The sequence below is a fragment of the Flagellimonas cixiensis genome (genome assembly GCF_042134615.1).
In the GTDB taxonomy this organism is placed as follows: domain Bacteria; phylum Bacteroidota; class Bacteroidia; order Flavobacteriales; family Flavobacteriaceae; genus Flagellimonas; species Flagellimonas cixiensis.
This window is the reverse complement of record NZ_CP169639.1, coordinates 250,291-267,758: the sequence shown is the minus strand read 5'-3', so window position 1 is coordinate 267,758 and position 17,468 is coordinate 250,291. Positions and strand designations below refer to the sequence as shown.

The 17,468-nt window shown below is 42.4% G+C and carries 9 protein-coding genes; 4 read left to right on the top strand and 5 right to left on the bottom strand.

Annotation, left to right across the window (positions count from 1 at the left end):
- Positions 1–104 precede the first annotated feature (104 nt).
- A complete protein-coding gene (locus ABT310_RS01105) occupies positions 105–1,319 on the top strand; it encodes a multidrug effflux MFS transporter (RefSeq protein WP_375324928.1) in 1,215 nt (404 codons plus the stop codon).
- Here ABT310_RS01105 and ABT310_RS01100 read toward each other — a convergent pair whose 3' ends face one another.
- Genes ABT310_RS01100 through nagB form a run of 4 tightly spaced genes read right to left on the bottom strand, consistent with a single transcriptional unit; the run spans position 1,320 to position 6,054 of the window.
- Positions 1,320–2,408: an anhydro-N-acetylmuramic acid kinase gene (locus ABT310_RS01100; RefSeq protein WP_375324927.1), complete on the bottom strand. Its 1,089-nt coding sequence runs from the start codon at positions 2,406–2,408 to the stop codon at positions 1,320–1,322.
- A 20-nt stretch (positions 2,409–2,428) separates the two neighbouring features.
- Positions 2,429–2,866: a hypothetical protein gene (locus tag ABT310_RS01095; RefSeq protein ID WP_375324926.1), complete on the bottom strand. Its 438-nt coding sequence runs from the start codon at positions 2,864–2,866 to the stop codon at positions 2,429–2,431.
- 41 nt (positions 2,867–2,907) lie between these two features.
- On the bottom strand, positions 2,908–4,068 hold the full coding sequence (locus tag ABT310_RS01090; RefSeq protein WP_375324925.1) for a glycoside hydrolase family 3 protein: 1,161 nt from the start codon (positions 4,066–4,068) through the stop codon (positions 2,908–2,910).
- Positions 4,069–4,113: 45 nt separating this feature from the next.
- Positions 4,114–6,054 carry a glucosamine-6-phosphate deaminase gene (nagB, locus tag ABT310_RS01085; protein WP_375324924.1) on the bottom strand — a complete coding sequence of 647 codons (1,941 nt, stop codon included), beginning with the start codon at positions 6,052–6,054 and terminating at the stop codon, positions 4,114–4,116.
- A gap of 173 nt (positions 6,055–6,227) precedes the next feature.
- Between nagB and ABT310_RS01080 the strand changes: the two genes are divergently transcribed.
- Positions 6,228–6,977 carry a DeoR/GlpR family DNA-binding transcription regulator gene (locus tag ABT310_RS01080; protein ID WP_375324923.1) on the top strand — a complete coding sequence of 250 codons (750 nt, stop codon included), beginning with the start codon at positions 6,228–6,230 and terminating at the stop codon, positions 6,975–6,977.
- Positions 6,977–7,792 (top strand): N-acetylmuramic acid 6-phosphate etherase, encoded by an 816-nt coding sequence (gene murQ / locus ABT310_RS01075; protein ID WP_375324922.1) that lies wholly within the window; start codon positions 6,977–6,979, stop codon positions 7,790–7,792. Before ABT310_RS01080 ends, murQ begins: the two co-directional genes overlap by 1 nt.
- Positions 7,793–7,797: 5 nt before the next feature.
- Here murQ and ABT310_RS01070 read toward each other — a convergent pair whose 3' ends face one another.
- Positions 7,798–8,916 carry a PQQ-dependent sugar dehydrogenase gene (locus ABT310_RS01070; RefSeq protein WP_375324921.1) on the bottom strand — a complete coding sequence of 373 codons (1,119 nt, stop codon included), beginning with the start codon at positions 8,914–8,916 and terminating at the stop codon, positions 7,798–7,800.
- Positions 8,917–9,072: 156 nt separating this feature from the next.
- Between ABT310_RS01070 and ABT310_RS01065 the strand changes: the two genes are divergently transcribed.
- A complete protein-coding gene (locus ABT310_RS01065; protein WP_375324920.1) occupies positions 9,073–17,379 on the top strand; it encodes a T9SS type B sorting domain-containing protein in 8,307 nt (2,768 codons plus the stop codon).
- The last annotated feature ends 89 nt before the right edge of the window (positions 17,380–17,468 follow it).

Here is a 17,468-nt window from a genome sequence, read left to right as displayed (position 1 = left end):
CAATTGGTCTCGACCTGATCATTGACTTAAAATATAGCAAAAACATAACACTAATAGTTTCTTAAAAGCTTTACGGGTCCGTTGGGTATCCCTAATTTTGCCGAATGCAAAAGCAAAATCAGAAACCTAACTTTGAATTTGTGGCCCTTATGGCCGCTTTGATGTCTATCGTTGCCTTGGCTATAGATGCCATTTTGCCTGCTATTTCCAATATTGGTGAGGCGATACATAGCACAGATCCTACGGACAATCAATTGTTGGTGACCATGATTTTCTTGGGTTTGGGGGTCGGACAATTGTTTTTTGGTCCCATTTCCGACAGTTTTGGAAGAAAGCCCGTGGTATACATTGGTTTTATCATCTTTTTGATTGCTAGTGTAATTTGTTTGATGGCTCCTAGTTTGGAAGTCATGGTGGTGGGTAGGATTCTGCAAGGGATTGGTTTATCCGCACCGCGTACCATCTCTATTTCTATCATTCGTGATTCTTATGAGGGGGATTACATGGCCAAGATCATGTCGTTTGTCACTGCATTTTTCATTTTGGTTCCCGTAGTGGCACCTGCCATTGGAAAACTCATTTTGGATGCATCGGGTTGGCAAGGCATTTTTTATGTGCAGATGTTTTTTGTGCTAGTAGTGTCCTATTGGTTTTGGAAACGACAAGAAGAAACCTTGCACCCCGAATATAAAATTCCGTTTACCAGACATGTATTTGTAGATGGAGTAAAAGAGTTTTTAAAATATAGGGAAACCATCGCCTTTACCTTGATTTCCGGATTGGTAACAGGTGCATTTTTGGTGTATTTGAGTTCTGCGCAACACATTTTTGAAGACCAATATGCCTTAAAAGAAGTATTTCCATACATTTTCGCCGGATTGGCCATTTCCATTGGATTGTCCACTTTTATGAACGGAACCATGGTAATGCGTTTTGGCATGCGAAGACTGTCTTTAATGGCCACCATCGTCTTTTGCTTGGTTGCCTTAACCTATTCCATTATATTTTTAAATTCTCCCAACCCTAATATTTATGTTTTGGTTGGATTTTTATCCGTACAGTTCTTCTGTTTAGGATTTATGTGGGGAAATTTCCGTTCTATTGCGATGGAACCCATTGGGCATATTGCCGGGATTGGCGCCGCCATTAACGGGTTTATCTCTACGGTACTTTCTATTCCCATTGCGACCTTTATAGGGGATTTTGTAAAAGATAGTGTTTGGCCATTGTTTGCAGGATTGGCCATTTGTGGGATGGTTGCTTTAGCGCTATTTCTTTTGACACATTTGCCCAAAAGAAAACGAGTGGCTGCATCCTAGTTAGTTTGGGTTCGGATAGTAAACTTCTCCACTGCAGGAATCTGTTGTGGCACCCGTAACGGATTTCAGTACATTGGTCTTGCCTTCCAAACGAAGCACCCCCATTAATGCGAAAACCAAGGCCTCTTTGTAGGCAATCAAGGTTTTGTTGGGAATTACCACTTCAACATTGGAGCCCAATTTGCTCTGAAGAGTTTCCATAAAAAAGGAATTTAATGCTCCGCCACCCGTAGCCAACAATTTGCTGTTGGATTTGCCATTGTTTTTATGTTTGAGAACAGCAAAAGCGATTTGGTCACAATTGTGATGGATAAAGGTGTGCAACAAATCCTCATTGGAAATCTTGGCCTTCTCTATTAAAGGAATAATTTCGGCCGAGAACCACTCAAATCCAGTGGATTTAGGATAAGGTAAGCTGTAATAGGCCAAACTGTTCAATTTTCGGAGTAGGGTATGGTCCAATTTTCCTGAACGGGCCAAATTGCCATCTTCGTCATAATCCAGACCCATTTTATGGGTGATGTAATTCAACGGCATATTTGCCAATCCGATGTCGTAGGCAATGCGTTCTCCGTTTTTATCAAAGGAAATGTTGCTGATACCTCCCAGATTTAGGCAAAAATCGTATTCATGAAATAACAATTTGTCTCCGATGGGTACCAGTGGAGCTCCCTGTCCCTTTAGGGACACATCTTTGGTTCTGAAATCACAAACCACTTGGGTACCGCTAGAATTGGCCAACAATTGTCCATCTCCCAATTGAAAGGTAATGCCCTCATCAGGGCGATGGTGGGAAGTGTGTCCATGGCTAGCAATAAAATCCACTTCCTCATCCAGTTCTTCGATAAATGCTTTGGATTGTTGCCCCAGCCATACGCCAAAATCTTTGTGGAGTTGCGCATGGTCTTCTTCGGAAAGATGAATAGCATTTTTAAGGTACTCTCGTCGCTCTTCGGAATAGGGGATTTCTTTGGTTTTTTCAATGGAAAAGTGCCAATGCCCCTCCACTTCCCAAAGATGGCAATATGCCATATCCAGCCCATCCAAGGAAGTGCCCGACATTAGCCCTAAAACTTTGTAGCGTTTCATTGAATAGATAAATTAGACTTTTATGTTCTTGAATTTCTATTTAAAAGGAATTTTATCTTGCCCTGTAGAGCTATTCCTAACCCAAATAGCATTAATATAGTTCCATATAAAAAATCGTTTGAATTTTGATATTCATTAATAAAAATGATTTTATCCTTTTTAGAATTTGTCAGCACATCTACTTTATCCTTTCCTATAACTTGCTCACAAATAAATCGATTACCATTTTTCACAAAAATCTGTCCGTTAAGTTCCAACTTGTAATAACCACCTCTTCTTCCAAGATTATTGCATTCAAGTGGAACTTCCAAAACCTTTGCAGATACAATCCTGTTTTCTTTTGTTATTTTCCTTCGGACTATTCCATTATTGATCACAATGAAAGAAATGAGAATAATAAATAGTCCACCGATTTTTAAACCGTATTGAATTAAAAATTTGAGTGTTTTTGATTTCAATTCAGAAAATATGAATGTTCATATAAATGCTTTTTTAACCTCTATAACCCCGCCTTCAATTTCAAAATACGTTGATAGCTTTCATCAATTCGCTCTTCTGAAATTTTTCCTTCCTTCACCAATTTGGAGATATGATCAATGGCCCTTTTTCCAATTTCGGGGTCAAATGGGATTTTTACGCAGTCTTCCTCATCTTTAGGGCATGGTGCTGCATTGTTGGAGAATAACAACACATCCACCCCTGCAGTAATGGCTTTTTCAATACTGGTTTCAAAATCATAAAAGTTGGAAATGGCCCGCATTTGCATATCATCTGACATGATCACTCGATCAAAACCAAAATCCTTTCGCAATAAGCTGTCAATAATTTTTGGGGATAGCGTAGCAGGTAAGGTGTCCAAATTTTTATTGTACACGTGCGAGGTCATGATCACATTTAAAGCGCCATCATCCACTAAGGCTTTAAAGGGTTTCAATTCTTTTTTAGACCAGGTATTTGTTACATCGGCCAAACCTTTGTGGGTATCGTTTTGGGAACTTCCGTGTCCGGGAAAATGCTTTGGAACACAAACAATACCGTGTTGGGTGTGCTCTTGAATAAAAATTCGGCTGTTGTTGATCACCACATCCACGGAATCTGAAAAACTACGCTCCCTTTTACCAATAATGGGGTTTTCTGGGTTGATGTTAATATCCGTTACAGGCCCAAAATTCATATTGATGCCCAAAGAAGACAATTCAGCTGCCATATTTTGTGCCCAAATTTTGGTGGAATCCGTATTGTTCAATTCCCCGATAGCTTGGTGCGATTTATGGTATTCGAAGCCATCCTCAACACTCAAACGGGTTACAAACCCACCTTCTTCATCAATGGAAATGATAAGTTTGGTGGAATCTATGGCCTGTAGGTCCGCATTCAATTTTTTAAGCTGTTCGGGAGATTCCACATTTCGTTTTACGGTTTCCTTGGAGGGTAAATCACGACTGTAGAGCACCACGCCGCCAATATGGTAATCCTTCACCATTTTATAAATGGCATCGTTTTGGTTTACAGAGGTTCCACGAAACCCGACCATGATCATTTGGCCAATTTTCTCTTCCAAAGTAGGGGTGGTGGGCTCTTTTTTTTCAGTGTTGGTGTTGCAAGCGGTATGGAGCAACACGGTCGCCAAAGTGGCGACCGCTATTTTAAATGACTTCATATAAATTGTATTGCCGTTGACTAAGATAAACGAATCTTGGTGGATTTAGCTAAAATGATAGCGAACAAAACCTTCCATGGCTTCGTACTCCGCCATTCCAAGTTGATTGTATCGGTTCGCCGTATCCTTGTTTCGTTGTTCTGCACGTTGCCAGAACTCCCTTTCGTCGTTTCCAGGGAACATGGCGCTGTCCTTTTGTGATTGGTGTTTAAAAATGGCGTTGATTTTTCTCGCCATGTCTTTAGGGCCAATCGGTACGGCCATTTCCATATCAGCAATATCCCATTCTTGCCATGCACCGCGGTACAACCACACATAACAATTTCTGATCCAGTCAGAACCTTCGTCCGATAGGCGTTGGATGGCTTTGAAAATCACATCCAAACACACTCGGTGGGTGCCGTGAGGGTCGGAAAGGTCACCTGCTGCAAAGATTTGATGCGGTTTAATTTTGTTCAGCAAATCGTAGGTGATTTGAACATCTTCATCGGAAATCGGTTTTTTGCGTACCGCTCCAGTTTCGTAAAAGGGTAGGTTTTGGAAATGGGCGTTTTCTTCTTTCACTCCACAATATCTACAAGCGGCCAAGGCTTCCCCTTTTCTGATTAGACCTTTGAATTCCTGCACTTCAGGGCTGTCCAATTCTCCTGGTTTTTTATTGGCCAAGAACTTGCGTACTTCTTTGAATTTCTTTTGAAGTTCTTTGTTGTCTTTCTGTACATCTGTGGCGAAATCCAAAAAGCGAATTACTTCGTCGTCAAACACTGCAATGTTTCCTGATGTTTGATAGGCGACGTGCACATTGTGCCCTTGATCTACCAAGCGAAGCAAAGTTCCTCCCATCGAAATCACATCATCATCGGGGTGTGGACTAAAGATCAAGGATGTTTTTGGGTGCGGTTGTGCTCTTTCGGGTCTCTGGCTATCATCTGCATTGGGTTTTCCTCCAGGCCAGCCAGTAATGGTTCGCTGTAGTTGATTAAAAACGGATAGGTTAATTTGTTCAGCAGAACCAACTTCTGCGATCAGGTTCCCCATTCCGTATTCGTTATAATCTTCGTTGGTAAGTTTTAAAATGGCTTTGTCCAATTTTTCAGAAAGCCAAATGGATGCAGTTTTGATGAGTTTTTCATCCCATTCGCATTCGGTCACCAACCATGGAGTCTTGATTCTGGTTAAGAATGATGAAGCGGCACCGTCCAGAACAAAATCACAGTTTTTATGATGTTGCAAGAATGTTGCGGGTACGGATTCTTTAATTTCACCCTCAACAGCTTGTTGTACGATAGGGGCTTTTCCTTCACCCCAAGCCATTATAATGATTCTTTTGGCGTCCATTATAGTGCCAACCCCCATGGTGATGGCTCTTCTTGGAACATTCTCCTCGCCGAAGAAATCACTTGCTGCATCAAGACGCGTTACGCGATCTAAACGTACCAAACGGGTTTTACTGGTTAAGGAAGAACCGGGTTCGTTGAATCCGATGTGTCCAGTCCTACCAATACCGAGCACTTGAATGTCTATGCCACCAACGTTTTGGATTTTTTCTTCATAATCCAAACAATACTTTCTGATGTCATCCTTGGCTAAATTGCCATCTGGAATATGAACATTGTGGGGTTCTATGTCGATATGGTCGAAGAGGTGCTCGTTCATAAAGCGAACATAGCTATGGATGGAGGTGGGTTCCATCGGGAAATATTCATCCAAGTTGAAGGTCACTACATTTTTAAAGCTTAACCTTCCTTCTTTGTGAAACTGCACCAAATACTCATACACTTTTACAGGAGTGGACCCTGTTGCCAATCCCAAAACTGCTTTTTGACCCAAATCTTGCTTTTGCTTGATAAGGCTGGCGATTTCGTTGGCTACATACCAAGATGCTTTATGCGAATCTTGATAAATGTGGGTGTTGATCTTTTCGAACTTTAGGGTTTCTGTGTCCAAAGGTTCTTGATTTACTACGTTGTCCGCTAATTCTTGCATGTTTATTGCTTTTATAGGGTACAAATATACTTTAAAAAAGCAATTAACAGCAAAAAAATGCAATATATTTGCTGTTAATTGCAATATTTAAGATAAAATAACATTTTAATCATGCAGGAGATACTTTCTGCATTTGTTTTCTACTTTTGATTTTGAAAGAAAAGGATAGGTACATGCTTAAAGAGGAGAGACAACATGCTATTTTAAATGAAGTGGAGTTGCACAATAAGGTATTACTACCCGATTTGGCGGAAAAACTGAATGTGTCCATCGATACCGTGCGGAGGGACGTGAAGGAATTGGATGAAGAAAACCTCTTGGTGAAGGTGCATGGAGGTGCTGTTTCAATGGGTTTTGCGAACCACAGTACGCAAATCAGTAATGTATATGCATTGGACAAGAAAATTGCAATAGCCAAAAAAGCCATCACCTTGCTACGAAACAACAGTGTGATTTTGATTGATGGAGGCACCACCTGTCTCGAATTGGCCAAATTGTTGCCGGTTAACCTTAAACTCACCTGCTTTACCTTGAGTTTGCCGGTGGCGATGGAATTATTGCGCAAACCCAATGTAGAGACCATTTTTATTGGCGGTACGCTTTCAAAGGATTCCCAGATTGCCATGGGATCGAGTGCGATTCATGCCTTATCTGAAATTAAGGTGGATTACAGTTTTATAGGTACCGGTTATGTGGATACCGAATTTGGCTTGACGGAATTTGATTGGGATATTGTGCAGACCAAAAAAGCTGTGATCAATGCAAGCAAGAAAACGGTACTTTTATGCATTTCCGAGAAATTGAATTCCCAGCACCGTTTTAGAACTTGTCATTTAAATGTGATTAATACCATGGTGACGGAACTGGAACCTTGGGACCAAAAACTGGATGCGTTTAAAAAATTGAACTTACAAATATTATAATGGCGGATAAGCACATTAAAATTACCGAAGAGCCATCACATTACGATGGATTGCACGAAATGGATGCATTGGAGATTGTTTCCAACATCAATGCGGAGGATAAAAAAGTGGCAGATGCCGTTGAAAAAGTATTGCCAGCGATTGCCAAAGTAGTGGAAGAAACAGCTCAACGATTCGAAAATGGGGGCAGACTGTTTTATATTGGAGCAGGGACCAGTGGCCGATTGGGAATTTTGGATGCTTCGGAGATTCCACCCACTTTTGGAATGCCACACGATCGGGTAATTGGTTTGATTGCTGGTGGAGACCAAGCTATCCGAAAAGCGGTTGAGAATGCGGAGGATGACACCGAACAGGCCTGGAAAGACTTGTTGGCTTTTGACATCAATAGAAATGATGTGTTGGTAGGCATTGCGGCTTCAGGTACTACACCTTATGTTTTAGGGGGAATTACAGAGGCAAAAGAGAACGGACTTTTAACCGTTGGAATCACCAATAATCCAGGTTCGCCGTTGGCGACAGCTGCCGAAATTCCGATTGAGGTAAATGTTGGGCCAGAGTTTTTAACGGGCAGTACCCGAATGAAAAGTGGCACCAGTCAGAAAATGGTCCTCAATATGATTTCCACAGGTTTGATGATTCGCATTGGCCGGGTGAAGGGCAATAAAATGGTGAACATGCAATTGAGCAACATCAAATTGGTGGATCGTGGTACTCGTTATATTATGGAAGAAACAGGGTTGGATTACGAGGCTGCGGAAAAAGCGCTTAAAAAATACGGCTCGGTAAAATTGGCTGTTGATGCTTTAAAATAAAAGGATTATTTCGGCATCAATTTATAAATTCCTTTTCCTTCGATAGCAACATAAATAAAACCATCGGGCGCTTGACGCACATTTCGGACTCTGCCCATTCCGTCCAACAATTTTTCACGATAGACCACTTGGTTGTTTTTCATTTCTAAGCGTTCCAAATATTGAAAAGCCAAAGATCCTACCAATAAATTTCCGTTCCATTTGGGATATTTGTCCGAGGTCACAAAGGTCATTCCTGAAGGGGCAATCGACGGTGTCCATTGGTAAAGTGGTTGCTCCATTCCCGGTTTGGAAGTGTCATCGGTTATTTTGGTGCCACTATAATTGATGCCATAGGTAACCACGGGCCAACCGTAGTTTTTTCCTTTTTGAATGATATTGATTTCATCACCACCTTTTGGTCCGTGTTCATGTTCCCATAAAATACCTGTTTCAGGATGCAGTGTTAATCCTTGGGGGTTTCTGTGTCCATAACTATAAATGGCAGTTTTAGCACCTGAGGAATTAACAAATGGGTTGTCGGCAGGAATGGTTCCGTCATCATGCAAGCGATATATTTTACCTCCATCACGGGTAATGTCCTGTGGGTTGACATCACGATTACCTCGTTCGCCAATCGAAAAGAAGAGATAACCATCCTTGTCAAACTCAATTCGGGAGCCAAAATGTTGCCCTCTTGTGGTGTTTGGAGTGGCTTTATAGAGGACTTCCTGGTCAACCAATCGATTATTATTAAGTCGAGCACGCATAATAGCGGTATTGCCACCTTTCCCTTCTCCCTCCGTTGAGGCATACGAAAAGTAGATCCACCCATTTTGCTCATAATTCGGGTGTAGTTCAATATCCATTAACCCACCTTGACCTCTATTGTAGACTATCGGTGGATTTTCAATTTCAACTGTCTTTCCAGATGAGTTAAGAAGCAGTTTTCCCGTCTTTTCAGAGATTAAAAGGGTATTGTTAGGTAAGAAAACCATACCCCATGGGTTCTGCAGGTCTCCAACTACCAATTCAGTAGTAAAATCAACCGTTTCGGGAATATGTAAGTTTTTATCCGTGCTTTGGGCGCAAGATGTACTAAGCAGTACAACGAAAAAATAGGGAACTAAGAGACTTTTTTGCATAATTTCACGTTGAAATAACAGATTTTATAGATAAACGGCTACATTTTGTGTAGGCGGGTGTGTTCAAGATAAAGAGAAATTTATAAGAATAGATAATTACTATTTAGAATTTTTAGGTCCCAAATCTGAAATATTCTTCTTAACAAGACTTAACCTATGCTCCCACAGAAAACAAGGCATCTGCTATATGTCATGTTGTTGGTGCTCATATCAATCTCAGGTTACACGGTATTAGCAAAAACCCATGCACGAACGATACTAGCCAATTATGTATCTGCAGTAGTTGAACCAGAATCGGAATTAGAAGTTGTCGATTCATCCCAAGAAATAGACCAAGTAAACACTTCCGAAGCGTTTACCCCAGTGCCTATGTTTGCCACTATTTTAAATGGAGCGAACGAAGAGGTGGTGTGTTCCAACGATGGAAGTACCTTGGCCAAATTCTTTCTTTGCGGTACAAGCGATATCCGAACTTTAACCTTAAGTCTTTCCGGCAGTAGTTACGAATGGCAAAAGCTAGACCCTAATTCCTGTGCGCCAACTGTGGTAGATGACTGTCCTACCATCAATAATGCATGTACCTGGAATACGGTCGGAACCAACGCTACGTATAATTTATCCACCGCTGGAGAGTTTCGGGTAAGGGTAAATTCGGGACAGTATTATTATTTTAAGGCAACGCTGAACCCTTTAAATCCGCAATTGATCAAAGAAGATATTATGTGCGGAAATCCGGGTAGGGTTGAGGTGACCAATGTGCCAGCCGGTTACGAGTATAGTTTGAACAATGCTTCGGGACCTTACCAAGATGACCCATTTTTTGATATTACGGCTTCTGGTGCTTACCGGGTGTATGTTCGTTTGAAGAACGTTTCCGAGAGTGCTTGTGTGTTTCCTTCCAATGAGGTTACTGTTGACGATTTAGATATTAATGTGGATGTGACCACTAATGATATTCAGTGTAGTGGTGAATTAGGCAGTGTGAACGTTCAAGTTTCAGGGGTACCCGGATTTTATACCTATCGCTTGGTGAAAAATGGCGTTACCGTGGATACTTTTGGCCCTAATGGTTCTGATTCCTATACGTTTGCGAACGTAAGTCCTGGAACCTACAGTATTAGAGTTGATACCAATAATTGTTCTGAAACCGTGACCACAGATATCGATGGCGATCCCATTCAAATAGGAAATGGTATCAGTCCACTGGCGGTATCGGCCACGGCCTCCGATAGTTTTGGCTGTGGAGCCACTTCTGTAAATGTGAATTTGAGCACATCGGGCGGAACTGCGCCTTATCGCTTTAGCGTGGACGGAGGAGCTTTTGGTTCAACCTATAATAGTACCACCAGTTTTACCGTAAATGCAGCAGGTTCTTACAATGTTTTGGTTGAAGATGCCAATGGTTGTCAGCGAACTGCAGCTGTGGATGTGGAGAATATTCCGCCACCTATTTTCAGTTTTACCGAGGAAGATGCCAATTGTGGAGGAGCTGATGATGGTCGGATAAACATTAATGTGACCAACGGCTACGGATATGAAATCACTTATAGTGTGGACAATGGTGCCACCTTTCAAATTAGTAATGTATTCTCCAATTTGGCACCTGGCACTTATGATGTGGTTTTACGTTATGAGCAAGATGCCTTTAGTTGCACCACAACCCCACAAACTGCAACTATTGGTACACCGACCACGATATTGGCAACTGCAACTCCAGATTCCCAGCCTACTTGTTTGAATGAAAATGGCGGACAAATCACCATTTCTGGGGTTTCCGGAGGAACGGCACCTTATGAATATTCCATTGGAGCGGGATTCGGAAGCAATCCTGTTTTTCCAAATTTGGGAGTTGGTAATTATACACCACTTATTCGTGATGCCAACGGCTGTGTGCAAGCCTTGCCCAATATTCAATTTAATGCACTGAACAAACCTACCAATTTGGATTTCAGTATTTCAAGTTTGGATTGTATCACCACTACAGCCTCTTTGGATTTGACCGTAACAGGTGGAACAGGTCCTTATACATTTGAGATTATTGCTCCAGCAACCAGTGCCATCAACAACGGGAGTAATAGCACCTTTACAGGATTAGGATTGGGAACGTATACCTTTCGGGTGACCGATACCGAGGGCTGCTCTTATGATGAAAATTATGCCATTACAGATATTAGTTCCATTGGTGTGCAAGCACAACAGACCAAAGTGGTTACCTGTGTTGGAGATAATGATGGTGAGGGACGATTTTTGGTGGATGGGTTCAATTCAACCTATAGTTACAGCATCGATGGTGGCTCGGTCATCACTGGACAAAATACCAGTATCATTCCGTTAACTGGATTAACAGAGGGAAGCTATGTGATTTCTGTGACCGATGAAGAAACCAATTGTACCGATACAGCAACCTTGGTGGTTGAAGAGCCATCGACCGCTTTTGCCATTTCAAGTTTGAGCGTAACCGATATGAGCTGTCAAAATGGAAATATTGGCTCCGTTCGTATCAATACTGTTGGCGGTTGGGGTGGTAATCGATATACCTTGACACAACCCGATAGTTCTACCAGAGGGCCTAAAAACGGCAGTACTTTTTCCAATCTTTCACAAGATGGATTGTACCAAGTACGTGTGACCGATGCGAATGGATGTACCGTTACCGATAGCTTTACACTTACACGTTTGGATGCCCCGACCTTGACCTTGGATAGTGGCGCTTCCGATTTATGTTATGACAATTTTACGGCAGCCACTTTAGTGGTGAATGCCACGGGAGGTTTGGCACCTTACCAATATCGCATTAATAATGGCACATTGGGAGCAAGTAATTCCTTTGCAGGGCTTTCCCCGGGCACCTATACTATTGAAGTTGTGGATGCAAACGATTGTAGAGATACCGTAACCACTACAATTGAGCCTCAGGTAATAGCCAATGCCACTACCATTCAAGAGTTGGATTGTGCTGGGCCAGATGGGCAGATTCAAGTGAACATTAGCAATGGTTATACCTCTGGCGGAAATTATACCAGTTTTGAAGTGAGTATCAACGGAGGGCCTTATTCATCGGATAGTAATTCAATATCAGGAACATTCTTCGTGTATTCCGTTCCGAATGATGGTTCTATCATCACCGATACTACCTATCAATTTTTGATTACTGATGCTCAGGGATGTACCACCGAATCCAATGTGGTAACCATTTCTCCACCTGAAACCATTGCAGGTGCTGTAGTGGCAACGGACACACAATGTGGAGACAACGCTAGCGGAATTGTGGAGTTGGTTCCAGATTTTTCACAAGGCATCCCGCCTTACGAGTATAGTAATGATAGTGGAGCAACATTTAGTTCCCAAAATATCTTTTCAGGATATGGGCCAGGTACCCATGGTGGATTTGTAATTCGTGACAGTAGAGGATGTGTAAGCCCAGAATATTTTGCGACTATTGCGGCCAGTACTCCCTTGGATGCGACTGCAACCCCAACCGATGCCATTTGTGCAATGGGAGTTGTAAACGGTTCCATTTCTGCGACCATCAACAATGGAGTAGGCCCTTTTGATTTTGTGTTGGTGGATGAATTTGGCGGCACTATCGCAACTTCCAATGGGACCATGAGTACTACGGTGAACTTTCCTGATTTACCTTTAGGCAATTACACGGTGATTACAAGAGATGCACAAGGTTGTGAGGATCGTGACCAAATAGTTATAGATCAAAACCAGTTGGATTTGATTCCATTGGATTCAGATCCTGCCAATTGTGATGATTCATCTTTTCCATATCGAGTTCAAGCGACGGGAGGAACAGCACCTTACGAATTTAGATTGGTTGGCGAACCAACATTTAATCCTGCAACATCAGGAGGAGATACGTACGATTTCACTGGTCAGGTAATTCCGGGTGTGACCTATTTTGTAGAAGTTAGGGATGCTAACGGATGTACTTACATCGAAGAAATCGACCCCATTGGTCCATCAAGTACCGTTGCGGTAACTGCCAATTCGGTAGCGGCATCGTGTAGTGTTGCTGGAAGTGGTTCCATTGATTTTGAGGTTTCCGGAATATCAGGGGCAGGGAACTTTACGCTTACTGTTGAAAATACAGATACGGGAGCAACAATTTCAACCCAATCGTTTACAGGTGAAACCATTCCTTATAATGGATCGGTTACTGGTTTGGTCCCAGGGAACTACCAACTCATAGTTCGTGACGATACCAATGGTTGTAGTGGTAGCACTTTGGCATTTGTCGACATCAGTTCCGTTTCCATTTCCATTGATAATTTTGTGGAAGCCACCTGTAATGTCGGAGCTTTGGTCACCCTGAGAGGATTCGGAAGTACAGAACCTTATTCCTATGCTTATGTGCCAGCAGGAAACTCTGCACCAACAACTTTTAGCACAGAAACTACTTTTGAAATAGCAGGGCCATACCCAGCTGATTACGATTTTTATGTGCAAGATGCAAACGGCTGTTCCGCTTTCACTACCATGACCATTACTCAAGAAGCTGGGGTGCCCGACCCCGTGATTGATGTGATCAACCAGTGTACCGCTACAAGTGGGTATCAAATCAATATAGTATCTCCATTGTCAACGGGCTCTGGATTGCCAGAAGAAACGTTTCAATATGATTTAGGAAGCGGATTCCAAAATGGCACCACTTTTATAGTGCCCAATCCGGGTAGTTATGAGATTATCGTAAGAGATGGGAATGGTTGTACCAATACCGTAACCGCCGAAGTTTTTGATTTCTTCTCAATTACTGCAGATGCCACTTCATACCCAACCTGTAATGCTGGAGATGGGGTGATTACCGTAAATACCACTGGAGGTAGTGGAAATTTTGAATATCAATTACGTGATGCCAATACCTTGGCCAATATTGGGCCAGCACAAAGTAGTAATGAATTTACCAATGTGAATCCTGGAGATTACAATATTTTGGTAACCGATTTGGACTCCAATACCTCGCCATTATGTTCCGATGAAGCCATTGTGAATGTGTCTACGGTTAATTCACCTATAATTAGCGCCACGCCCAATAGTGATGTAACCTGTTATGGAGCGGCAAACGGGACCATATCGGTGGAATTGATGCCAGGAACCGATACCGATACCCCTTTGAGTTATGTGTTGTATGACGGCGCAACCACAACTGTTTTGGCTGGACCTCAAGGGTCTCCTGTTTTTGATGACCTTCCGCCAAACACTTATCAAGTGGAGGTAGTATCCGATAGAGGTTGTACCGACCGATCTGGAAATATTATCATTACGGAACCTACTGAATTGATGGTCAACGCTACAAATACCGAATTTAGCTGTAATCCGTCCAGCAATCAGTTCAGTACGGCAACCATCACCATTTTTACAGATACCAACGGAAATGGCACGGGACCTTTTACAGGAACTGGACCATATACTTATAGTATGAACGATGGTACCCCACAGTTCGATGGCACCAATTTCCAAACGAGCAACACTTTTGAGGTAATCGACAACGGAACCAATCAAACTATTGTGGTGACTGCCCGTGACCAAAATGGCTGTGAAGAATCCGCAACGGTGACCATCAACTCACCAACGGACATTACCTTCAGTTATAATGTGAACCAAATCACCTGTGATGCCTCTGGAAGTGGAGTAAATCCGGGTACGATTGACATCATCATCAATGAAGGGGCTGGAAATTATGAAGTGGAAATCCTGCCTCTAGGTTCTGAACCAGCAAGAAGTTCTGGTGGTTCTGACCGTGTAACTTGGGATATTGCCACACCTGGAGATTACATTTTTGCCGTAACCGATGTGGGCAGTGGTGGTTGTACCTATTTGACCACCACCATCAATATGCCCGAGTACAACACCATGGAAGCCTTGATTGCTGAAGTGGAACCCGTAACCTGTTTTGATGGAAATGATGGGGTAATCAGCTTGGAAATCAACAATTATAATGGAGTATATAACTATGAAGTATTCTCTAGGGATAATGCTGGAGTTGAAACTTCAACAGGGGTGACAGGAACTTTTGACACCAATTCTCCAATAAATGCTCCAGAAATTATTCAGAATGTGCCGGCCGGTAATTTGGTGGTACGCATCGAAGCATTGGATTCGCCATTTTGTGATGTGGTGAGTAACGTGACCACAGTTCGCTCTCCAGATAGAGCACTTACGGTTGATGCAACTCAAACCTCTCCCGTAACCTGTAATGTGCCCGGTTATGGTGAGATTACCGTTGCCGGCGATGGGGGATGGGGAACCTATCAATATCAGTTGGTGGCCTCTGATGGAACTATTTTAGTGGATTATCCGAATACGAATCCTGTTTTTGAAAATCTGTCCACCGATACTTATACGGTAAATGTGCTGGATTTGAGAGGTTGTGAATCTTTTACAGAAATAGACCTGCCATTGCCAACACCGATTTATGCCGATATTCAAGTAGTGACACCTTTGGCCTGTAACAACGATAACAATGGAGCCATTGAAGCTTTTAATGTTTCAGGTGGACAAGGACCAGGGAATTATTTATTCCAATTGAACCGAATTTCGGATGGCACCAATAGTGGATTGCAAACTACACCGACTTTTGGAAATCTGTCCTCTGGAGATTATACCATCACCATTTTTGATGGCTGGAACTGTAGTTTCACCACGGCGCCCATCACAGTGCAAGACCCAGAAATTGTGGTGGCAGAATTGGTAGAGTTGCAACCTCCTGGTTGTGGTGATTTGGGAAGAATGCAGCTTACCGTGACCAATCCAGAACCCGGTGTGGATTATTTCTACAGAAGAGCAGGCACAACAGACCCATTTGAACCTTTCGGTACAGGAATGACCAGTGTGGAAATTGCGGCCGACATTACTTTAGATCCTGGACCATTTCAATACGATGTTCAAAACTCCAATGGTTGTCCGTTTGAGAAATCAAACCAAATTTCTTTGGATCCAGCGGCACCTTTGGTGATTGCCTTGGATTTGACCAATGCGACCATTAACTGTGCTGGCGAAGCTACCGGAATTATCCGTTCCGAAGCTTTTGGTGGCATCGGTAGCTATGTGTACACTTTAGTGAATTCCAACAGCATGCCGCCAACAGCGGCAACCATTGTACGTCCAGCTCAAAGCTCTGGTATTTTTAGGGAATTGAACCCTGGAACTTATTATGTGTATGCTCAAAGTGGTGGTTGTGAAGCTATTTCAGACCCCATATTAATTGAGCCCAAAGAGCCTTTGGTGTTGGATTATCTAGAAGCTGTTCCTGTGATGTGTGCTGGAGATACCAACGGTCAAATCATTATTGAAGCCAGTGGGGGAACAGGTCAAATCAGATATTCCATTTCCGATACGCTGAGTGAATTCTTTGAAGGCGATGACCCAGATAATCCAAATAGAAAAACATTTACGGATTTAGTACCGAGAACTTACGACATAATCATCCAAGATGATTTAGGATGTACCATTACCCGAACAGTTGAAATTACCCAACCCATGGAATTGGTGGCCGGGGTGCTGGAAACAACACCTGAAACCTGTTTAGGGGATGGTGATGGTTCCATGACCTTAGAGGTTACTGGAGGAACAGCTCCATACTACACTAGTGTCAACTCCGCGGACGAAGCTGACTTTGTTCAAAATGACAGCATGTTCTTTGATAACCTGCAAGGGGGTGAAACCTATGTAGTGTTCATACGTGATGCCAATGGTTGTCAAACCAATGCCATTGTGGATATTGGCGTAGGTGTGGACATTGTCGCAGAGCCCATTATTGAATATGGATGCGATGGTATTTTCCCGAACAGTACGGCTAGAATCTCGATTGGGGATAATTCTCAATTGTCACGTTTGTTATTTGCTTTGGATGTTGATGATATTTCTATCGCAACGCCCCAACGGACTTTTGGCAACTTACCACCAGGACCGCACACAGTTTATATTTACCACGAAAATGGTTGTGCCACTTTTGTTGATTTTGAAATTGAAGTCTATGAACCTTTGACCTTGGAAGCCGTTAAAACCGGACCCAATGAGGTCACGGCCATCGCAACAGGTGGTTTTGGTGGGTATGAGTTTTTCTTTCAACAAGAATCCTATGGGGATACCAATGTGTTCAATATTACTGAAGACGCCAATATCCATGTAATGGTGAGGGATGCTAGGGGGTGTGTGGCCAATTTGGTAATGCCCTTTAACTTTGAGGGAATGCCTGAAATGCCGGATTTCTTTACCCCGGACGGTGACAACTTAAATGATTTTTGGTATCCAGAGAACAGGGAATTCTTCCCAAATATCGAAGTGATTATTTATGACCGATATGGTAGGGTGGTAGCTGAATTGGACCAAGTAAAAAAATGGGATGGAAATTACGATGGCAATCCACTTCCGACAGGGGATTATTGGTACGTGGTAAATGCAAACGACAAGGAAAAACAAAGATTTGTAGGCCATTTTACCCTATATCGCGAATAGTGTAAATCCCATTATTTTCTCATTTTGTATAGTTGTTTTTTTGATTTAAAAAAGTAGTAGAAACTGATTTATATCATTGTTTTTCAGTT